This window comes from Bradyrhizobium sp. DN3 (genome assembly GCF_041357655.1).
In the GTDB taxonomy this organism is placed as follows: Bacteria; Pseudomonadota; Alphaproteobacteria; order Rhizobiales; family Xanthobacteraceae; genus Bradyrhizobium.
The window spans coordinates 105,279-124,533 of sequence record NZ_JAULLN010000011.1 but is presented as its reverse complement, the minus strand read 5'-3'; the positions used below and the strand labels follow the sequence as shown (position 1 = coordinate 124,533).

Sequence of the window (19,255 nt, the reverse complement as noted above, 5' to 3'; positions counted from 1 at the left end):
ACCAAGTCGGCCTCTGGCCCTCAGGCCTACGTTCGGATGTCGCTGTTCAACTACACATTGCCGGTCAGGAACAGAACAGCCTGAATCACATAACCGGTCAACGTTCGCAGTATTGCTGAAATAACATCAAGATTTAGACCGAACTGCGAACCCGCCAGCGGTAGCAGGATCAGGAGGCCGATCAGGATCAGCATCCCGACCGGCTCGAGCCGGGCCAGCGGCACGGCGAGTGCCCGCGGCAACAGCCCGACCGCGACGCGCCCGCCATCGAGCGGCGGGATCGGCATCATGTTGAACACCGCCAGGATCGCGTTGATCACGAGGGCATTCTTGAGGTTGTCCGCAACCCATTTCGCCGAGCTCGCAGGCACCAAGGGCAGGGCATGGAAGGCGAGGGCTGCGGCGAGCGCCAGGAGGATGTTGGTGACGGGCCCGGCCAGCGCCACCCAGACCATGTCGAGCCGGGGGTTATTGAGCTTGCGGAAGTTCACCGGCACCGGCTTGGCGTAGCCGAACAGGAACGGCGAATGCGCGAACAGCAGCATCGCCGGCAGGATCAGGGTCCCGAACGGGTCGATGTGCCTGATAGGATTGAAGCTGACGCGCCCGAGCTGCGAGGCTGTGTTGTCCCCGAGCCGGTCCGCGACGAAGGCATGCGCAGCCTCATGGAAGGTGATGGCAAGCACGAGGGGGAGCACCCACACCGATAAGTCATAAAGCGAAATGTTCACGGCTCGTCCGTCCCGGTTTGCCTGCTGCCTTGCAGCCATCCAGCTAGGGCGGTGGTGCAGCAACGCTTCAGCTCAACATAGGGGGACCGGTTCCGAAATGCCACGCTGCAAACGGTCTGCCAGCGGCACGCCGCCGTGCCATCGCGCAATTTATGGAATCGTCGTCTGATATTGCGTCAAGCCGTCGTCGAGCTTCACCCAGGCGAGCTTTTCCGAGACCCAGATGTGCTCGGTCGGCGCGAAGGCGTTGCGATCATCGAAGGTGGCCAGCGCGACGCCGGCGAGCGTACCGTTGCGGCGCCAGGCGAACAGCCGCGTGCCACAGCGCTTGCAGAACACGCGGTCGATATTCTCGGAGGACGCGTATCGCTCCGTGTCGCCCTCGACCGTCAATGCGCGCTGATCGAACTGCGCGCGGGCGAAGTAGGGCGAGCCCATCGCCTTCTGGCAGAGGCGGCAATGGCAGATGCGGACATTGAGCGGCTCGCCCTCCGCCTTGAACCGCACCGCGCCGCACAGGCATCCCCCTTCCCGGATCATGATGTCCTCAATAGGTCGCGCGACCGCCCGAGATGTCGAAGACAGCGCCGGTGGAGAACGCGCAGTCCTCGGATGCCAGCCAGCTCACCATCGCGGCGAGCTCTTCGACCAGCACGAAGCGTCCCTTCGGAATCTTCGACAGCATGAAGCCGATATGCTGCTGCGTCATCTGGTCGAAGATCGCCGTCTTGGCTGCCGCCGGCGTCACCGCGTTGACGAGGATGTCGTGCGAGGCGAGTTCCTTGCCGAGCGATTTCGTCAGCGCGATCAGGCCAGCCTTGGACGCCGAATAGTGCGAGGCGTTCGGATTGCCTTCCTTGCCGGCGATGGAGGCGATGTTCACAATGCGCCCGTATTTCTGCTTGAGCATGGCGGGCACGATCGCCTTGCAGCAGATGAAGGGACCGTCGAGGTTGATGCGCAGCACCTTGCGCCATTCCTCGAGATCGGTCTCCCAGACCGGCTTGTTGACGCCGGCGATGCCGGCATTGTTGACGAGGATATCGATCTTGCCGAAGGCGCCGAGCGTGGCATCGCGGGCCTGCTCGACCGCCGCAGTGTCGGTGACGTCGACCTTGAAGACGCGCACGCTGTCGCCGATCTCCTTCGCCGTCTTCTCTGCCAGCGCGGCGTCGAAATCCCAAATGGCGACCTTGGCGCCGGAGGCGACGAAGCGCTCGGTGATCGCGCGGCCAAAGCCCTGCGCGCCGCCGGTGACGACGGCAACGCGGCCGCTGAGATCGATCTTGTTCATCGAGAAATCCCTTTCTCTATCCCTCATGGTGAGGAGCGCGCACTCAGCGCGCGTCTCGAACCATAGAGCCCGTGGCCCATCCCTCGAGACGGCGCTGCCGCGCCTCCTCGGGATGAGGAGTGATCAGAGCATGTAGCCGCCGTCGACCACGAGGTCGACGCCGGTGGTGAAGGCGCTTTCGTCACTGCCGAGATAGACCGCCATCGCTGCGATCTCGTCGGCGGTGCCGAGCCGGCCCATCTTCTGGCGGGAGATGAACATCTCCTTGCCCTGCGGCCCCTGCGCGGCGGCGCGGTCGAGCATCGAGGGCGTCTCGACGGTGCCGGGGCAGATGCTGTTACAGCGGATGCCCTTGGTGATGAAGTCGAGCGCGACCGCGCGCGTCAGCAGCGACACCGCCGCCTTCGACGCGCTGTAGACGTAACGGTTGGCCGGCGGCCGCAGCGCCGCGCAGGACGAGATGTTGACGATGCTGCCGCCGCCGCCTGCCAGCATCTCAGGCAGGAATGCCCGGATGGTCCGGTGCATGGACTTGACGTTGAGGTCGAACGAGAAGTCGAAATCCTCTTCCGAGCACTCCAGGATGGTGCCGTGATGCACGAAGCCCGCCGCGTTGAGCAGGATGTCGATCTTGCCGACGCGCTTGGCGAAGGCGTTGACGTCGGCGGTGTTGCGGACGTCGAGTTTTGCGACTTCGGCGATGCCTTCCTTGGTGAGGCTCGCGATACCGGCTTCGTTGATGTCGGTGGCGATGACGGTTGCGCCCTCACGCGCGAATGCGATGGCGCATGCGCGCCCGATTCCTGCTGCCGCAGCCGTGACGACGGCGCGCTTTCCCTTAAGGCGGTCTGCCATTTTCTTGTTCTCCTTTATGTGTTCCAATCCCAACCCAGCGTCATTGCGAGGAGCCGGCGACAAAATTGCGGAGCAATTTTGCGCTGGTGCGACGAAGCAATCCAGACTGTCTCCATGGAGATATCTCTGGATTGCTTCGCGGAGCCTGTCATCGGGCGGCTGTTCGGCGGACCCGGTGGCTCGCAATGACGGTGTGGCTGCTAGTGATTATCCCGCGCCACGCCAAAGGTGCCGGCGACGTTCTGGTAGCGCGTGGCGAGTTCCATGCAGGCTCCGGTGGACTGCTGGCCGACGGTGTTGCGGTAGATCTCCTGCCACGGCGTCTGGTTCGGCGGGTGCTTGAAGCCGCCATTGGCCTTGAGCTCGGCATGGCGCTTCTTCAGCTCCTCGTCCGAGATCAGGATGTTGGCGCTGCCCTTGTTGAGGTCGATGCGCACCTTGTCGCCGGTCTTGAGGATCGCAAGACCGCCGTTGGCGGCAGCTTCCGGCGAGGCGTTCAGGATCGAGGGCGAGCCCGAGGTGCCGGACTGGCGGCCGTCGCCGATGCAGGGCAGGGACAGGATGCCGCGTTTGATCAGGGCTGCCGGCGGCTGCATGTTCACGACCTCGGCGCCGCCGGGGTAGCCGATCGGCCCGGTGCCGCGGATGAACAGCACGCAGCGCTCGTCGATGTCGAGCGAGGGATCGTCGATCCGCTCGTGATAATCCTCGGGGCCCTCGAACACGACCGCGCGGCCCTCGAAGGCGTTGAGGTCCTTCGGATTGCTGAGATAGCGATCGCGGAATTCCTTGGAGATCACGCTGGTCTTCATGATCGCGGAATCGAACAGATTGCCCTTCAGCACCAGGAAGCCGGCGTCCTTCACCAGCGGCTTGTCGTAGGCCCAGATCACGTCATTGTCGGGCGCGGGCGCATTCTTGCAGTTCTCGCCGATGCCGCGGCCGTTGACCGTCACCGCGTCCTCATGGATGCGCTTGTGCTTCATCAACTCGCGCACCACGGCCGGCACGCCGCCGGCGCGGTGGAATTCCTCGCCGAGATAGAAGCCGGCCGGCTGCATGTTGACCAGCAGCGGCACGTCGTGTCCGAATTTCTGCCAGTCGTCGATCGAGAGCTCGACGCCGATATGGCGGGCGAGGGCGTTGATGTGGATCGGCGCGTTGGTCGAGCCGCCGATTGCCGAATTGATCACGATGCAGTTCTCAAACGCCTTGCGAGTCAGGATGTCCGAGGGCTTGAGGTCCTCCCAGACCATCTCGACGATGCGCTTGCCGGTCTCATAGGCGATCTGGCCGCGCTCGCGATAGGGGGCGGGGATCGCCGCGCAGCCCGGCAGCGAGAAGCCGAGCGCTTCGGCAAGCCCGTTCATGGTCGAGGCGGTGCCCATGGTGTTGCAATGGCCGACCGAGGGCGCCGAGGACGCCACGATCTCCATGAACTCTTCATAGTCGATCTCGCCGGCGGCGAGCCGCTCACGCGACTTCCAGACAATCGTGCCGGAGCCGGTGCGCTCGCCAGCATGCCAGCCGTTCAGCATCGGGCCGCCCGACAGCACGATCGCGGGCAGGTTCACGGTCGCCGCGGCCATCATGCAGGCCGGCGTGGTCTTGTCGCAGCCGGTGGTCAGCACCACGCCGTCGAGCGGATAGCCGTAGAGGATCTCGACCAGGCCGAGATAGGCGAGGTTGCGGTCGAGCGCCGCGGTCGGGCGCTTGCCGGTCTCCTGGATCGGATGGGTCGGGAATTCCATCGCGATGCCGCCGGCCTCGCGGATGCCTTCGCGGACGCGGTGCGCGAGCTCGATATGGTGGCGGTTGCAGGGGGAGAGGTCGTTGCCAGTTTGCGCGATGCCGATGATCGGCTTGCCGGATTGAAGCTCGGCGCGGGTGAGGCCGTAGTTCAGATAGCGCTCCATATAGAGAGCGGTCATGCCCGGATTATGCGGGTTGTTGAACCAGTCCTGCGAGCGAAGGTGGCGGCGAGCGCCGTTGCCGGCAGCATGTCCATTGGTTGGCTTTTTTGTCATTGGTCTCTCCTGCAATGCAAACGCACTGGCGTCCGTCTCAATGTGTCGGCTGGTGCGATGCCCGGCGGCGCGAGCGATGGTCGGCCGGCCCGCTGGCGGGTCATTTCCTCACAAGTGCGATACTAGTCATGGCTACTTGGTAACGCTACCATTTTGTTCGCGGCGCCGGCGCCGGAAGCGGCCGACCTATTGTCCGAACGCCGCGACGACGAGCTTTGCCGCTCGACCACCTTGAAGCCGAGATCGAGCACTGGCTGCTCCGGCCGCCGTCCGTCGATCGCGTCAATCAGCATGGTCGCGGCGGTTTTTCCCATCTCGTAGCGGTTGGTGCGCACGCTGGTGAGGGTGGGGACGGCGGAGGCCATGAATTCGAGGTCGTTGAATCCGACGATCGCGATCTGCTCGGGGACCGCGATCTCCCGGCGCCGGCATTCGAACAGCACGCCGAGCGCGAGGTCGTCATTGGCGCAGAACACCGCATCGAGGTCGGGATCCCGCGCGAGGAGGTCGGTGAACAGGGCGCCGCCGAGCGTCACCGATGTCGGCGTCGCCGTCGTGACCACGAGGCGCGGCTCGAACAGCGCGGCGTCCTTCATGGCCGAGACGTATCCGTCCAGCCGCCGCTGCACCCGCGGGTCCATCCGCGCGCCGACGAAGCCGATTTTGCGGTGACCCTGCGCGAACAGGTGGGCAACCGCCGCGCGTGCTGCATCATAGTGCGAAAAGCCGATCATCATGTCGATCGGATGGGGGCCGATCTCCATGATCTGCACGATCGGGCAGTCGGCGGCCTCCAGCATCGCGCGCGATTCTGAGGTCTGGTCGATGCCGGTGACGATCAGCCCGGCCGGCTTCTGCGCCAGAAAGAGGCGCAGCAGCTTCTCCTCCTGCAGGATGCTGTAGCGTGTGTTGGACAGCTGGATCGAGTAACGGCCGCCTTCGGAGGCGTCATAGATGCCGCGCAGCACGTCCGAGAACACGTTATTAGTGAGCGATGGGATCAATACACCGATCACCTCGGTGCGTTGCGAGGCCAGCGCGCGGGCCGCAAGGTTCGGCACATAGCCAAGCTCCTTGGCGGCGCTCTCGACCCGCGTCCGCTTGGCAACCGACAGCGCTTCCGGATTGCGGAAGAAGCGGGACGCCGTGATCGGGCTGACGCCGGCAAGCTCGGCGACTTCCGCCAGCCGGATTTTGCCTGACTTGGTGCGTTTTCGACCCATTTGTTGCTCTTAACACAGTCACGGTCGCAAACAAAGGAACGTTGACAGCGCTACCAGCAACGACTAACCAAAGACAAATTGCCAAAACCGCACAAACTGCCGACAATGTCGCCCGCTATTGATCGGGCTTCGTTCGGTGAAGTCTGAAAAACAAGACGGTCGCGGCGCGAGAGGCGCCGTGGACTACGAGGAGGGAGCTAGATGTCGTCTGTGCAAATCCGCGATGTGCGGAAATCGTTCGGCAACTTTGAAGTCCTGCACGGCGTGACGATTCCGATCGAGGACGGCCAGTTCGTCGTTCTGGTCGGCCCCTCCGGCTGCGGCAAGTCGACGCTTCTGCGCATGCTCGCCGGTCTCGAGAACATTACCTCCGGCACGATCTCGATCGGCGACCGCGTCGTCAACAATGTCCAGCCCAAGGAGCGGGACATTGCGATGGTGTTCCAGAATTACGCGCTCTATCCGCACATGACGGTGGCCGACAACATGGGCTTCTCGCTGAAGCTGCGGAATGCCGGTTCCGACGAGATCAACAAGCGCGTCAAGCGGGCCGCCGAGATCCTGGCGCTGTCGCCGCTGCTCGATCGCTATCCGCGCCAGCTCTCGGGTGGCCAGCGCCAGCGCGTCGCCATGGGCCGCGCCATCGTGCGCGATCCGCAGGTCTTCCTGTTCGACGAGCCCTTGTCGAACCTGGATGCCAAGCTGCGCGTCGCCATGCGCACCGAGATCAAGGAGCTGCATCAGCGGCTGAAGACGACGACCGTCTACGTCACCCACGACCAGATCGAAGCCATGACCATGGCCGACAAGATTGTCGTCATGCATGACGGCATCGTCGAACAGATGGGCACGCCGCTCGAGCTCTACGACAAGCCCGACAACCAGTTCGTCGCCGGCTTCATCGGCTCGCCCGCCATGAACTTCCTGAAGGGCCATGTGCGCGCCAACGGCGTTGCCACCTTCGAGGGACCGAACGGCGTCAAGCTGCCGCTCAAGAATGCGCCGACGGCGTCCGACGGCCGTCCTGCCGTCTACGGCGTGCGGCCTGAGCATTTCACCATCGCCGATGACGGCGCCGAGGCCGAGATCATCGTGGTCGAGCCGACGGGCTCGGAGACGCAGGTGTTCGCCAATGTCGGCGGCGAGCAGGTCGTCGCGGTGTTCCGCGAGCGCCATCAGTTCAATCCCGGCGACAAGGTGCGGCTGAAGCCCGACCCGTCGCTGGTGCATTTGTTCGACGAAGCGACAGGCAAACGCCTCAACGCCTAGCCCAAGACGTAAGACAAGAAAAAGCATCACAGGGAGGACGATATGCAAGACTTTACCCGCCGGACTCTGCTTCAGGGCGGAACGGCTCTGGCTGCAACCGGCATGCTGACAGGGCCGGCGCTGTTCGAGTTTGCGAAGGCCTGGGCGCAGAGCGCGCCCTGGAAGGCCGAGCCCGGCGCCAAGCTGACCGTGATGCGGTGGAAGCGGTTCGTGCCGGCGGAGGATGATGCGTTCAACGCGATGGTTGCGGCGTTCAAGGCCGCGACCGGCACCGAGATGAACGTGTTCAGCGAATCCTTCGAGGACGTGCAGCCGAAGGCATCGGTCGCGGCCAATACCGGCTCCGGCCTCGATCTCGCTTGGGGCTTGCATACGCTGCCGCAGCTGTTCCCGACCAAAGTGCTGAAGATGAACGACGTCGCCGATTATCTCGGCAAGAAATATGGCGGCTGGACCGATGCGGCCGCCAAAACCTGCAAACTCGGCAACGACTGGCTGGGCATCCCCGTGGCGACCAACGGCGGTTACATGACCTACCGCAAGTCGGCGCTCGACAAGGCGGGCTTCAAGGAGTTCCCGAAGGACTTCCCCGGCTTCCTCGAGATGTGCAAGGCCCTGAAGGCGAACAACACGCCGGCCGGCTTCGCTCTCGGGCATGCGTCGGGCGACGGCAATTCGTGGCTGCACTGGGTGCTGTGGGGGCACGGCGCCTACACGGTCGATCAGAACGACAAGATCATCATCAATTCGCCGGAGACGGCGAAGGCGCTGGAATATTGCAAGGCGCTGTACGAGAGCTTCATCCCGGGCACCGCGTCCTGGAACGATTCCTCCAACAACAAGGCGTTCCTCGCCGGCGAGCTCTATTGCACGGCGAACGGCATCTCGATCTACGTGGCCGCCAAGACCGATCCGTCCAAGAAGGAGCTTACCGCGGACACCTATCACGCGCTCTGGCCGGTTGGTCCGGTCGGCAAGCCGACCGAGCTGCAGCTTGCGCTGCCGATCCTCGCCTTCAACTTCACCAAATATCCGAACGCGGCGAAGGCCTTCGTCGCCTTCATGCTGGAGAAGGAGAACTACGAGAAGTGGCTGGATGGCGCGCAAGGCTATCTGACGCAGACCTTGAATGCCTATGAGTCGGCACCGATCTGGACGGCTGATCCCAAGAATGCCGTGTTCTCGCAGGCCTCCAAGCGCACTCTGCCGGCATCCGGTATCGGCACCGTCGGCGAAAAGGCTGCAACTGCAATCGCCGATTTCATCGTCGTCGACATGTTCGCCAACTACTGCACCGGCGCCAAGGATGCGAAGGGCGCGATGGCGGAAGCCGAGCGCCAGCTGAAGCGCATCTATCGCTGACGGTCACGGGGCGGGCGGCCGTCCGGCCGCCCGCTCGTCAACATTTCGATCAGGGATATCGGGCATGGCTGATGTCGCAATTCCCCGGGCCAAGCCTCAGATGAGCGAGGCGAGCGCCTGGACCCAGCTCAAACACAATCGTAACTGGCTCGGCTTCTGGTTCATGGTGCCGGCCATGGCGTTCCTGATCTTCTTCCTGGCCTATCCGCTCGGGCTCGGCATCTGGCTGTCCTTCACGGACACCCGCATCGGCAGGGTCGGACACTTCATCGCAACCGAGAACTACGAGTGGCTCTGGGACGACTCCATCTTCTGGCTGTCGGTGTTCAACACGCTGCTCTACACGTTTGTCGCCAGCGCTCTCAAATTCGCGATCGGGCTCTATCTCGCGCTGCTGCTCAACGAGCACATGCCCTTCAAGGCGATGCTGCGCGCGATGGTGCTCGTCCCCTTCATCGTTCCGACCGTGCTCTCGGCACTCGCCTTCTGGTGGATCTTCGACTCGCAATTCTCGATCATCTCGTGGTCGCTGAGGCATCTCGGCCTGATCAGCCAGAACATCAACTTCCTCGGCGACACGACCTGGGCGCGCATTTGCGTGATCTTCGCCAATATCTGGCGCGGCGTACCGTTCGTGGCGATCACGCTGCTCGCGGGCCTGCAGACCGTCTCGCCGTCGCTCTATGAAGCAGCAACGCTCGACGGCGCCACGCGTTGGCAGAATTTCCGGTACATCACCTATCCGCTGCTGACGCCGATCATCGCTGTCGTGATGACCTTCTCCGTGCTCTTCACCTTCACCGACTTCCAGCTGATCTGGGCGATGACCCGTGGCGGCCCGGTCAATGCCACCCACCTGATGGCAACCCTGTCCTACCAGCGCGCGATCATCGCCGGGCAGTTGGGCGAGGGGGCCGCGATCTCCAGCGCCATGATTCCATTCCTGCTCGCTGCGATCATGGTTTCCTGGTTCGGCCTGCAGCGCCGGAAATGGCAGCAGGGAGAGAGCAATGACTGACCTGCCCACCAGATCCATCGATCTCAAGAACGTGCTGTCGGGCTCGGCGCCTACGGCCGATCACAGCGAGGGCATGAGCTATCTGCAGTCGGTGCCGCGCAGGATCGTGACGCTCTATCTGCCGCTGGCGATCATCGTCTTCATCCTGCTGTTCCCGTTCTATTGGATGGCGCTGACGTCGGTGAAGCCCGACGAGCAACTGCTCGATCTCGACAAGTACAATCCGTTCTGGACCTGGAATCCGACCTTCAAGCACTTCCACAAGCTGCTGTTCGAGAGCTACTATCCGCACTGGCTCTGGAACACGATGTACGTGGCGATCTGCGCCACAGTACTCTCGATCGTCGCATCGGTGTTCGCGGCCTACGCTATCGTGCGGTTGCGTTACAAGGGCGCCAATCTCGTCGGGGGCCTGATCTTCCTCGCCTATCTCGTGCCGCCGTCGATCCTGTTCATTCCGCTCGCCACCGTCGTGTATCAGTACGGCTTGTTCGATTCACCGCTGGCCCTGATTCTGACCTATCCGACGATCCTGATCCCGTTCTCGACCTGGCTGTTGATGGGCTATTTCAAGACCATCCCCTTCGAGCTCGAGGAATGCGCGCTGATCGACGGGGCGAGCCGCTGGCAGATCCTGATCAAGATCGTCGTGCCGCTCGCAATCCCCGGCCTGATCTCGGCCTTCATCTTTTGTTTCACGCTGTGCTGGAATGAGTTCATCTACGCCCTGACCTTCCTGCAGTCGACCAGCAACAAGACGGTGCCGGTCGCGATCGTCAACGAGTTCGTGGATGGTGACATCTACCGTTGGGGTTCGCTGATGGCGGGAGCGCTGGCCGGCTCGCTGCCGCTCGTCATCCTTTACGCCTTCTTCGTGGAGCATTATGTGTCGGCAATGACCGGCGCCGTGAAGGAATGATCGCGGGGCTTGCCGAGGGCGCGTCAGGAGCGGCGCGCTCCGGCCAATAAGAAGGAGTAGGCTCTTGCACATTCTGGTTCTGGGCGCCGCCGGCATGGTCGGCCGCAAACTCTGTGAACGGCTGTTGCGCGACGGCCGGCTCGGCAAGAGCGACATCACCAGGCTGACCATGCATGACGTGGTCGAGCCGAAGAAGCCGGAAAAAGCCGGCTTCCCTGTCGAGACCGTTTCGGGCGATTTCGCGGTGCCGGGCGCGGCCGAAAAGCTGATCGCTGGCCGCCCCGACGTGATCTTCCATCTTGCCGCGATCGTCTCAGGCGAAGCCGAGCTCGATTTCGACAAGGGCTACCGCATCAATCTCGACGGCACGCGGATGCTGCTCGACGCGATCAGGCTCGTCGGCGGCGGCTACAAGCCGCGTGTGGTCTTCACCTCCTCGATCGCGGTGTTCGGCGCGCCGTTCCCGGATGCGATCGGCGACGAGTTCTTCCACACCCCGCTGCTCAGCTACGGCGCCCAGAAGGCAATCGGCGAACTCCTGCTCGCCGACTATTCGCGCCGCGGTTTCCTCGACGGCATCGGCATCCGCCTGCCGACTATCTGCATCCGCCCGGGCCTGCCGAACAAGGCGGCATCGGGCTTCTTCTCCAACATCCTGCGCGAGCCACTGGCCGGCAAGGAAGCGATCCTCCCGGTGTCCGAGGATGTCCGCCACTGGCACGCGACGCCGCGCTCCGCGGTCGGCTTCCTGCTCCACGCCGGCACCATGGATCTCGCCACGGTCGGTCCGCGCCGCAATCTGACCATGCCGGGCCTGTCGGCCACGGTCGGCGAGCAGATTGCGGCCTTGAAGCGCGTTGCGGGCGAGAAGGTCGCCGCGCGCATCAAGCGCGAGCCGGATCCCTTCATCGTCGGCATCGTCGGCGGCTGGCCGCGCAATTTCGACGCGAAGCGGTCGCGCGAGCTCGGCTTCACCACCGCCGAGAAGAATTTCGACGACATCATCCGCATTCACATCGAAGACGAGCTCGGCGGCAATTTCGTCGCCTGATCGCGCACTGAGCGGGTCACATGATGGCGAGCGTTGCTTGCATCGGCGAATGCATGGTCGAGCTCCGGCAGGCCCAGGGCGGACATTCCAGCGGATCGTCCGCGGCGCAAGGGCAGGGCGGCGGCCTGTACTCGCGCGGCTTCGGCGGCGACACCCTCAACACCGCGGTGTACCTGGCGCGGCTCGAGGTCAAGGTCGACTATCTCACCGCACTCGGTGATGACGCCCTGAGTGATGAGATGATCGCGGCCTGGAATGCCGAGGGCGTCGGCACGAGGCGCGTCGTGCGGCTGCCGGGCAAGCTGCCCGGCCTCTACATGATCCAGCTCGATGCAAAGGGCGAGCGCCAGTTCTTCCACTGGCGCGACAGCGCGGCGGCGCGGCAGCTGATGAGCCTGCCGGAGACCGACGAGCTCCTCAACTCGCTGATGAGCTACGACATCGTCTATCTCTCCGCGATCACGCTCTCGATCTACGACGCGCCCGGGCGCGAGCGCCTGTTCGCGGCGATCAAGCGCGCGCGCCTGCTCGGCACCCGCTTCGTGTTCGACACCAATTTTCGCGCGCGCGGCTGGTCGGACCGCGATGTCGCGCGCGAGGTGTTTGCCGCCGCCTTCGCGGCTGCCGACATCGTGCTGACGTCGACCGAGGACCTGCTTGCGCTCTATCCCGGCGAGAGCCACGAGCAGCTGATGGCCCGCATCCCGTCTCCCGAGCTGGTGTTCCGGCTCGCCGAGCCGGTGAGCCTGTTGCGCGTTCCGGGGGCTACCCACGAGGTCCGCGCCGAGCCCATGACCAAGCCGGTGGTGGACACCACAGCCGCCGGCGACAGTTTTGCCGCGGCCTATATCGCCGCGCGGCTCGCCGGCTCCGAGCCGGTCGAGGCCGCCCAGGCCGGGCATCGTCTCGCCAGCCTCGTGATCTGCTATCCCGGCGCCATCATTCCGGGCTATGCCATGCCGCCGAAGAAGCGGCATCGGCCGGCGGCCTCACGCCAGGCGACCAAGTGAAGAAGCGACAACAACGATGACCACGAGTGCCCAACAGAATCACCTCGTCGCGCTGTTCAAGGCGGCGACCGTCATTCCCGTCCTCACCATCGAGCGTATCCAGGATGCGGTGCCGCTGGCACGTGCGCTGGTCGCCGGCGGCGTCCGCACCCTGGAGGTGACCCTGCGCACCCCCGTTGCGATCGAGGCGGCGAGGGCGATGATGGCCGAAGTGCCCGAGGCGGTCGTCGGCATCGGCACGATTCTCAGTCCGGCCGACTTCACCCGCGTCGAGAAGCTTGGCGTCAAGTTCGGCATCAGCCCGGGCCTGACCCCCGATCTCCTCAAGGCCGCCGCCGACAGCGCCTTGCCGTTCGCGCCGGGCATTGCGACCGCCTCCGAGCTGATGATGGCGTTGGCGCAGGGGTTCGACGTCGCCAAATTCTTCCCGGCCGAGCAGGCCGGCGGCATCAAGGGCCTGCGCGCCCTCGGCGGCCCGTTCCCGAACGTGCGGTTCTGCCCAACCGGCGGGGTCGGCGAGGCCAATGCGGCGAGCTGGCTCGCCGAGCCCAACGTGGTCGCAGTCGGCGGTTCCTGGCTCTGCCCGACAGCCGAGATCAGGGCCGGGAACTGGGCCGGCATAACTGCCATCTGCCAGCGCACCCTCAAGGCCCTGAAAGCCGCGTGAAGTCTTGCCATCCCTGGGCTAAGACTTAACTCAGGAAGAGAGACCCCAGGGAGAAATGACCATGACCGCCAGCATCGTCGGATGGGCGCATACGCCGTTCGGCAAGTTCGACACCGAAACCGTCGAAAGCCTCGTCACCCGCGTGGCCAACGAGGCGATGGCGGATGCCGGCATTTCGGCCAGTGATGTCGACGAGATCGTGCTCGGCCATTTCAACGCCGGCTTCTCGCCGCAGGATTTTACCGCCTCGCTGGTGCTCCAGGCCGACCCGAAGCTGCGCTTCAAGCCGGCGACCCGGGTCGAGAACGCCTGCGCCACCGGCTCGGCGGCCGTGCATCAGGGCCTGCGCGCGATTGCCGCAGGCGCGGCCAAGATCGTCCTGGTCGTCGGCGTCGAGCAGATGACGCGCACGCCGGGGCCGGAGATCGGCAAGAACCTGCTCAAGGCGTCTTACCTGCCCGAGGACGGTGACACCGTCGGCGGCTTCGCCGGCGTGTTCGGCAAGATCGCCAGCTCCTATTTCCAGAAATACGGCGACCAGTCCGATGCGCTGGCGCTGATCGCGGCCAAGAACCACAAGAACGGCGTCGCCAATCCCTTCGCCCAGATGCGCAAGGATTTTGGCTTCGACTTCTGCCGGGCCGAGAGCGAGAAGAACCCGTATGTCGCCGGTCCCTTGAAGCGGACCGACTGCTCGCTGGTCTCCGACGGTGCCGCCGCGCTGGTGCTGGCCGACGCCGAGACCGCCAAGGGCATGAGCAAGTCGATCGGCTTCCGCGCCACCGCCCACGCCCAGGACTTCCTGCCGATGAGCAAGCGCGACATCCTCCAGTTCGAGGGCTGCACCGTCGCCTGGCAGCGCGCGCTGGAGCAGGCCGGCGTGACGCTCTCCGATCTCTCCTTCGTCGAGACCCATGACTGCTTCACCGTCGCCGAGCTGATCGAGTATGAAGCCATGGGCCTGACGCCGAGGGGGCAGGGGGCCCGCGCCATCAAGGAGGGCTGGACGCTCAAGGACGGCAAGCTGCCGGTCAATCCGTCCGGCGGCCTCAAGGCCAAGGGCCATCCGATCGGCGCCACCGGCGTCTCCATGCATGTGATGACCGCGATGCAGCTCGCCGGACAGGCGCCCGAGGGCATGCAGCTCAAGAACGCAAAACTCGGCGGCATCTTCAACATGGGCGGTGCGGCGGTCGCCAATTACGTTTCCGTGCTGGAGCCGTTGAAGTAAGCTCGGTCCTGTAGGGTGGGCAAAGGCGCCATGCGCTGTGCCCACCTTCTTTCTTGCGCTAGATCATGGTGAGCACGCTTCGCTTTGCCCACCCTAGGGCTCCTGATTGGTTTGCGGGAAAAGCATCATGAGCAAGGACTACGAAACTTCACTGTCGATGGATGCCCTCAACGATCGCATCGCGATCCTCGAGGACAACATCCGCCAGCTCATCGAGCAGGCCGCTGCCGCCTCGGGTGAGCAGAACGAGTCGCGGATCGCCGACCGCATCAATCAGCAGAACGACGAGCTCGACCGTCTCATCAAGATCCGCGAATCCCGCCAGAAGAAATAGCGGGCGATATCGCCGCGCGATGCATGCCGCCATACGCCGGTCGCCCTTGCGCGACCGGCGGCACTGCCGTTAGCTGGACCGAAATCGCGAGGGCGCTTGAGCCCTGCGCAATCGGGAGCGAACGATGGGGCCGCTGAAGGGCATCAAGGTCATCGACATGACCACCGTGCTGATGGGGCCTTATGCGACCCAGATGCTCGGCGATTACGGCGCCGACGTCATCAAGGTGGAATCGCTCGACGGCGACGTCACCCGGCTGATTGGCCCGACGCGGCACGCCGGCATGGGCCCGGTATTCCTTAACACCAACCGTAGCAAGCGCTCGATCTGTCTCGACCTAAAGACGCCTGCCGGTCGCGATGCCGTGCTGCGGTTGCTGAAGAATGCGGACGTGCTCGTCTACAACGTCCGCCCCCAGGCGATGGCGCGGCTTCAGCTTGGCTACGATGTCGTTTCCGAGATCAATCCACGTCTGGTCTATGCCGGCGTGTTCGGTTTCGGCCAGGACGGGCCCTATGCCGCAAAGCCCGCCTATGACGATCTGATCCAAGGGGCGACCGCGCTGCCGGCGCTGATGGCGCAGACCGGCGATGGTGTGCCGCGCTATGTGCCGAACGCGCTGGTCGACCGCATCGTCGGTCTCACCGCGGTCGGCGCGATCTGCGCCAGCCTCGTGCATCGCGACCGCACGGGCCGCGGCCAGCGCGTCGACATCCCGATGTTTGAGACCATGGCCGGCTTCGTCATGGGCGATCACATGGGCGGGCTCACCTATGAGCCGCCGCTCGACAAGGGCGGCTACGCCCGCCACCTCTCGCGCGACCGCAGGCCCTACAAGACCTCAGACGGCCATCTCAGCGTCATCGTCTACAACGACAAGCAATGGGAGAATTTTTTCGAGGCCACGGGGCGCGATGATCTGCGCGCCGATCCCAAATTCGCAACCTTCGCCGGCCGCGCCGCCAATATCGACGTCGTCTATGCCGAGCTCGCGCGCATTTTTGAGACGCGCACCACCGCCGAGTGGATCGAGCTTTTGACCAAGGCCGACGTGCCGGTCATGCCGATGCACGACCTCGCCTCGATCCTGCACGATCCGCATCTGGAGGCGACGAATTTCTTCCCCGTCGTGGAGCATCCGACGGAAGGCCCGATCCGCAGCATGAAAGTGACGGCGAGCTGGTCGGAGACGGAAGCCGCGCCGGATCGGCTCGCGCCGCGGCTCAACGAGCATGGCGCGGAGATCCTGCGCGAGATCGGCTATTCCGCCGACGAGATCGCAACCATGATCCGCGACGGCGTGACGCGACCCGCGCCGGAGTAGGAGGCATTATGAGCTTCATCACCGGCGTCGGCCTCACGCCTTACGGCAAGCACGAAGGCTCATCCTCGCTCGACCTGATGAGCGAGGCCGCGCAAGCCGCGCTCGACGATGCCGGGCTGAAGCGCACTGAAATCGACGGCATCCTCTGCGGCTACTCCACCGTCTCGCCGCACATCATGCTGGCGACCGTCTTCGCCGAGCACTTTGGCATCCGCCCTGCTTACGCCCATGCCGTCCAGGTCGGCGGCGCCACGGGCCTCGCGATGACGATGCTCGCCCATCATCTCGTCGAGGCAGGCGTCTCGCGCCACGTGCTCGTCGTTGCCGGCGAGAACCGGCTGACGGGCCAGAGCCGCGATGCCTCGATCCAGGCGCTGGCGCAGGTCGGCCATCCCGACTACGAGGTTCCGCTCGGCCCGACCATTCCCGCCTATTACGGCCTTGTCGCCACCCGCTACATGCACGAATACGGCGTGACCGAAGAGGACCTTGCCGAGTTCGCGGTGCTGATGCGCAAGCACGCCTGCACTCATCCCGGCGCGCAATTCCACGATCCCATCACGGTCACCGACGTCATGGCCTCCAAGCCGGTGGCGATGCCGCTGAAGCTGCTGGATTGCTGCCCAGTGTCCGACGGCGGTGCTGCGTTCATCGTCAGCCGCGAACGGACCGGGGAGGCGGGCGTGCGCATTCGTGGCTGCGCGCAGGCCCATACCCATCAGCATGTCACGGCCGCACCCCGCCTCAGCGAACTCGGCGCCGAAATCTCGATCGCGCGCGCCAAGGAGGCCGCGGGCCTTGAAATCTCCGACGTGCGCTATGCCGCCATCTACGACAGCTTCACGATCACGCTCGCGATGCTGCTGGAGGACCTCGGTCTCGCCGGCCGCGGCGAGGCGGCAGCCCGCGTACGATCAGGCCATTTCAACCGTGACGGCGCGATGCCGCTGAACACCCATGGCGGCCTGCTCAGCTATGGCCATTGCGGCGTCGCCGGCGCCATGGCGCATCTGGTCGAGGCGCATTTGCAGATGACGGGACGGGCGGCGAATCGGCAGGTGCGCGATGCCTCGGTCGCGCTCCTGCACGGGGATGGCGGCGTGCTGTCGTCCCATGTCAGCATGTTCCTGGAGCGGGTGCGATGAGCGAGCGTCTGGCCGACTGGACCAAGGGCGAGCAGGCCATCACCTACCAGACCTGCGCCGCATGCGGCCATGTGCAGTATTTCCACCGCGCCTTCTGCGCCGCTTGCGGCGTGTCCGATCCGCACGAAGCGCGCGCCAGCGGCAAAGGCAGGGTGTATGCGACCTCGCTGGTCTGCCGCGCCGCGACGCCCGAGACGCGCGCCCACGTGCCCTACAACATCCTGCTGGTCGATTGCGCCGAGGGTTTTCGCATGATGGCACATGGCGAGAACGGGCTTGCCATCGGCGATTCGGTTACCGCGAGCTTCAAACCCTTTGCCGGCAAGCTCGTGCCGTTCTTCACCAAAGAGAAATAGCTGCCAAGCAAGGGCGAAGAGAGGGATTCGTCATTCGGGGGCGGTCCAAAGGACCGAGCCTGGAACGGGATTCTGGGCCTGGCCTGTGCGAGGGCCACCCCGGAATGACGAAAACTCTGAAACGCTTAACTCAACGCCCGTAGAACAAGATGCTGGCGATGACGAGCATCGCTGTCACCGCCAGCATATGCGCGAGCGCTCCCGAGGCCGCCCCCTTGGTGGCTTCCTTCATGCCTTGTTCTCCCTAGACTTGGGCGTGACTCATCGTTGCGTGGTGAGCGCAAAGACGGCCAATTGTTTTACTCGGAACACCCCACTAACGACTACCCACCGCAATTTGTCCCCACGCGGCGAATATCGACTGTGTCAGGGTCGATCAGCAATGCGGCGGCAATTTGACTCGATGATGTTGCTCCTGCGTCGGCGCAAGAATAGAGTTTCGGGGAACTCTCACCGGCAACGACAAAAAGCATCAAAAGCCCAAGAAAACTTTAGAGACAAACTTAAGGGAAAACTTCAGGAAAATCATGGCCCGCATTCAGTACAGCGACCCGTCCAAGGCCTCCGACCGCACCCGCGAAATCCTCGACAAGAACCGCAACGCCAATATTTTTCGCATGATGGCGCACTCGCCGAGCTATTTCGAGCAGTACTGCCGCCTTGGCGGCGCCATCCGCCACAAGGGCGAGCTCGATCCGGTGGTACGCGAGCTTGCGATCACGCGCACCGGCATCCTATGTGAGGCACCTTACGAGATCGTCGCGCACAAGCGCATCGGCAAGAATGTCGGTGTCACCGACGAGCAGAACGAGGCGATCGCAAACTGGCAGGCGGCTAGCTGCTTCAACGAGGTGCAGCGCGCCGCTCTGGCCTTCACCGACGAGATCGTGAAACTGAACAAGCCGACGGATGCGACCTTCAAAGCGATCGCATCGAAGCTGACGCCGGCCGCGCTGGTCGAGCTCCAGCTCTCGGTCGGCTTCTACGTCATGACCTCGAAATTCTTGGAGACGTTCGAGATCGACCTGCAGCCGGTGACGGAAGTAGTGGGCTGATCCGATTAGAAGCGGCGAGGGATGCCGATGACGATCGATGAATATGCGGCCTGGGCCGCGACCATTGCGAAAGTCGAAGAGCATCCGTCCAACGAGCGGCTGTCCTATCTCGGTCTCGGCCTTGCCGGCGAAGCCGGCGAGGTCGCCGATCACATCAAGAAGCTGCTCCGCGACGGCTGGCTGGATCAGGCGGGTCTCGTCAATGAGCTCGGCGACGTCGTCTACTACTGGGCGTGCCTGTGCGCGGCCACCGGCCAGCAGCCGTCCGAAGTGCTCAAGACCAGCGCAGCCAGGATCAACCGGCGGCTGAGCGAGGCCGCGAGCCGCTGACGCGGGATGCGACCCGGAGGCCCCGGTCACCTCTCCCCGTCGGGGAGAGGCGAA

General features: G+C 64.2%; 20 protein-coding genes. 14 read left to right on the top strand and 6 right to left on the bottom strand.

Going from position 1 to position 19,255, the window contains the following annotated elements; translation table 11 throughout:
- Positions 1-50: 50 nt before the first annotated feature.
- From AAE027_RS18185 to gntR, 6 genes are all read right to left on the bottom strand, one after another.
- Positions 51-731, bottom strand: a complete 681-nt coding sequence (locus AAE027_RS18185; RefSeq protein WP_370986798.1) for a site-2 protease family protein — start codon at positions 729-731, stop codon at positions 51-53.
- A 150-nt stretch (positions 732-881) separates the two neighbouring features.
- Complete coding sequence (locus AAE027_RS18180) at positions 882-1,271, bottom strand: GFA family protein (protein WP_370986799.1); 390 nt, start codon at positions 1,269-1,271, stop codon at positions 882-884.
- Between the two features lie 7 nt (positions 1,272-1,278).
- On the bottom strand, positions 1,279-2,025 hold the full coding sequence (locus AAE027_RS18175; RefSeq protein ID WP_370986800.1) for an SDR family NAD(P)-dependent oxidoreductase: 747 nt from the start codon (positions 2,023-2,025) through the stop codon (positions 1,279-1,281).
- A gap of 123 nt (positions 2,026-2,148) precedes the next feature.
- Positions 2,149-2,880 carry an SDR family oxidoreductase gene (locus tag AAE027_RS18170; RefSeq protein WP_370986801.1) on the bottom strand — a complete coding sequence of 244 codons (732 nt, stop codon included), beginning with the start codon at positions 2,878-2,880 and terminating at the stop codon, positions 2,149-2,151.
- 200 nt (positions 2,881-3,080) lie between these two features.
- Complete coding sequence (locus tag AAE027_RS18165; RefSeq protein ID WP_091888523.1) at positions 3,081-4,907, bottom strand: IlvD/Edd family dehydratase; 1,827 nt, start codon at positions 4,905-4,907, stop codon at positions 3,081-3,083.
- Positions 4,908-5,029: 122 nt separating this feature from the next.
- Positions 5,030-6,130: an HTH-type transcriptional regulator GntR gene (gene gntR / locus AAE027_RS18160; protein WP_370986802.1), complete on the bottom strand. Its 1,101-nt coding sequence runs from the start codon at positions 6,128-6,130 to the stop codon at positions 5,030-5,032.
- Between the two features lie 201 nt (positions 6,131-6,331).
- On the opposite strand from gntR, the gene AAE027_RS18155 reads away from it, so the two are divergent.
- The 14 genes from AAE027_RS18155 (at position 6,332) to AAE027_RS18090 (ending at position 19,201) form a co-directional block, all read left to right on the top strand.
- Positions 6,332-7,399 (top strand): ABC transporter ATP-binding protein, encoded by a 1,068-nt coding sequence (locus AAE027_RS18155; protein ID WP_091888519.1) that lies wholly within the window; start codon positions 6,332-6,334, stop codon positions 7,397-7,399.
- A gap of 42 nt (positions 7,400-7,441) precedes the next feature.
- On the top strand, positions 7,442-8,761 hold the full coding sequence (locus AAE027_RS18150) for an ABC transporter substrate-binding protein (protein WP_091888517.1): 1,320 nt from the start codon (positions 7,442-7,444) through the stop codon (positions 8,759-8,761).
- A gap of 100 nt (positions 8,762-8,861) precedes the next feature.
- Positions 8,862-9,779, top strand: a complete 918-nt coding sequence (locus AAE027_RS18145; protein WP_206732736.1) for a carbohydrate ABC transporter permease — start codon at positions 8,862-8,864, stop codon at positions 9,777-9,779.
- The gene (locus tag AAE027_RS18140) at positions 9,772-10,698 is read left to right on the top strand and encodes a carbohydrate ABC transporter permease (RefSeq protein ID WP_128934395.1); all 927 of its coding nucleotides are present in this window, start codon (positions 9,772-9,774) and stop codon (positions 10,696-10,698) included. Before AAE027_RS18145 ends, AAE027_RS18140 begins: the two co-directional genes overlap by 8 nt.
- A 64-nt stretch (positions 10,699-10,762) precedes the next feature.
- Positions 10,763-11,749, top strand: coding sequence for a D-erythronate dehydrogenase (denD, locus tag AAE027_RS18135; RefSeq protein WP_091888511.1), 987 nt, complete (start codon positions 10,763-10,765; stop codon positions 11,747-11,749).
- Positions 11,750-11,772: 23 nt separating this feature from the next.
- Positions 11,773-12,759 carry a sugar kinase gene (locus AAE027_RS18130; RefSeq protein WP_370986898.1) on the top strand — a complete coding sequence of 329 codons (987 nt, stop codon included), beginning with the start codon at positions 11,773-11,775 and terminating at the stop codon, positions 12,757-12,759.
- Positions 12,760-12,775: 16 nt separating this feature from the next.
- Positions 12,776-13,426 (top strand): bifunctional 4-hydroxy-2-oxoglutarate aldolase/2-dehydro-3-deoxy-phosphogluconate aldolase, encoded by a 651-nt coding sequence (eda, locus tag AAE027_RS18125; protein ID WP_370986803.1) that lies wholly within the window; start codon positions 12,776-12,778, stop codon positions 13,424-13,426.
- A 61-nt stretch (positions 13,427-13,487) separates the two neighbouring features.
- A complete protein-coding gene (locus AAE027_RS18120) occupies positions 13,488-14,657 on the top strand; it encodes an acetyl-CoA acetyltransferase (protein ID WP_091888507.1) in 1,170 nt (389 codons plus the stop codon).
- Positions 14,658-14,784: 127 nt separating this feature from the next.
- Positions 14,785-14,991 carry a hypothetical protein gene (locus tag AAE027_RS18115; protein ID WP_091888505.1) on the top strand — a complete coding sequence of 69 codons (207 nt, stop codon included), beginning with the start codon at positions 14,785-14,787 and terminating at the stop codon, positions 14,989-14,991.
- 124 nt (positions 14,992-15,115) lie between these two features.
- Positions 15,116-16,315: a CaiB/BaiF CoA transferase family protein gene (locus AAE027_RS18110; RefSeq protein ID WP_370986804.1), complete on the top strand. Its 1,200-nt coding sequence runs from the start codon at positions 15,116-15,118 to the stop codon at positions 16,313-16,315.
- Positions 16,316-16,323: 8 nt separating this feature from the next.
- On the top strand, positions 16,324-17,460 hold the full coding sequence (locus AAE027_RS18105) for a thiolase family protein (protein ID WP_370986805.1): 1,137 nt from the start codon (positions 16,324-16,326) through the stop codon (positions 17,458-17,460).
- Positions 17,457-17,816, top strand: coding sequence for a Zn-ribbon domain-containing OB-fold protein (locus AAE027_RS18100; protein WP_370986806.1), 360 nt, complete (start codon positions 17,457-17,459; stop codon positions 17,814-17,816). The genes AAE027_RS18105 and AAE027_RS18100 overlap by 4 nt, the downstream gene beginning before the upstream one ends.
- Before the next feature lie 527 nt (positions 17,817-18,343).
- Entirely contained in the window at positions 18,344-18,871 is a 528-nt protein-coding gene (locus AAE027_RS18095) for a carboxymuconolactone decarboxylase family protein (protein ID WP_091888497.1), read from the top strand.
- A gap of 27 nt (positions 18,872-18,898) precedes the next feature.
- On the top strand, positions 18,899-19,201 hold the full coding sequence (locus AAE027_RS18090) for a nucleoside triphosphate pyrophosphohydrolase family protein (protein ID WP_176945636.1): 303 nt from the start codon (positions 18,899-18,901) through the stop codon (positions 19,199-19,201).
- The last annotated feature ends 54 nt before the right edge of the window (positions 19,202-19,255 follow it).

Excerpts from the sequence above, each read along its gene's own strand:
- AAE027_RS18180 (WP_370986799.1), bottom strand. The coding sequence starts at position 1,271 with ATGATCCGGGAAGGGGGATGCCTGTGCGGCGCGGTGCGGTTCAAGGCG.
- AAE027_RS18175 (WP_370986800.1), bottom strand. The coding sequence starts at position 2,025 with ATGAACAAGATCGATCTCAGCGGCCGCGTTGCCGTCGTCACCGGCGGC.
- AAE027_RS18170 (WP_370986801.1), bottom strand. The coding sequence starts at position 2,880 with ATGGCAGACCGCCTTAAGGGAAAGCGCGCCGTCGTCACGGCTGCGGCA.
- AAE027_RS18165 (WP_091888523.1), bottom strand. The coding sequence starts at position 4,907 with ATGACAAAAAAGCCAACCAATGGACATGCTGCCGGCAACGGCGCTCGC.
- gntR (WP_370986802.1), bottom strand. The coding sequence starts at position 6,130 with ATGGGTCGAAAACGCACCAAGTCAGGCAAAATCCGGCTGGCGGAAGTC.
- AAE027_RS18155 (WP_091888519.1), top strand. The coding sequence starts at position 6,332 with ATGTCGTCTGTGCAAATCCGCGATGTGCGGAAATCGTTCGGCAACTTT.
- AAE027_RS18150 (WP_091888517.1), top strand. The coding sequence starts at position 7,442 with ATGCAAGACTTTACCCGCCGGACTCTGCTTCAGGGCGGAACGGCTCTG.
- AAE027_RS18145 (WP_206732736.1), top strand. The coding sequence starts at position 8,862 with ATGAGCGAGGCGAGCGCCTGGACCCAGCTCAAACACAATCGTAACTGG.
- AAE027_RS18140 (WP_128934395.1), top strand. The coding sequence starts at position 9,772 with ATGACTGACCTGCCCACCAGATCCATCGATCTCAAGAACGTGCTGTCG.
- AAE027_RS18130 (WP_370986898.1), top strand. The coding sequence starts at position 11,773 with ATGGCGAGCGTTGCTTGCATCGGCGAATGCATGGTCGAGCTCCGGCAG.
- eda (WP_370986803.1), top strand. The coding sequence starts at position 12,776 with ATGACCACGAGTGCCCAACAGAATCACCTCGTCGCGCTGTTCAAGGCG.
- AAE027_RS18120 (WP_091888507.1), top strand. The coding sequence starts at position 13,488 with ATGACCGCCAGCATCGTCGGATGGGCGCATACGCCGTTCGGCAAGTTC.
- AAE027_RS18115 (WP_091888505.1), top strand. The coding sequence starts at position 14,785 with ATGAGCAAGGACTACGAAACTTCACTGTCGATGGATGCCCTCAACGAT.
- AAE027_RS18110 (WP_370986804.1), top strand. The coding sequence starts at position 15,116 with ATGGGGCCGCTGAAGGGCATCAAGGTCATCGACATGACCACCGTGCTG.
- AAE027_RS18105 (WP_370986805.1), top strand. The coding sequence starts at position 16,324 with ATGAGCTTCATCACCGGCGTCGGCCTCACGCCTTACGGCAAGCACGAA.
- AAE027_RS18100 (WP_370986806.1), top strand. The coding sequence starts at position 17,457 with ATGAGCGAGCGTCTGGCCGACTGGACCAAGGGCGAGCAGGCCATCACC.
- AAE027_RS18095 (WP_091888497.1), top strand. The coding sequence starts at position 18,344 with ATGGCCCGCATTCAGTACAGCGACCCGTCCAAGGCCTCCGACCGCACC.
- AAE027_RS18090 (WP_176945636.1), top strand. The coding sequence starts at position 18,899 with ATGACGATCGATGAATATGCGGCCTGGGCCGCGACCATTGCGAAAGTC.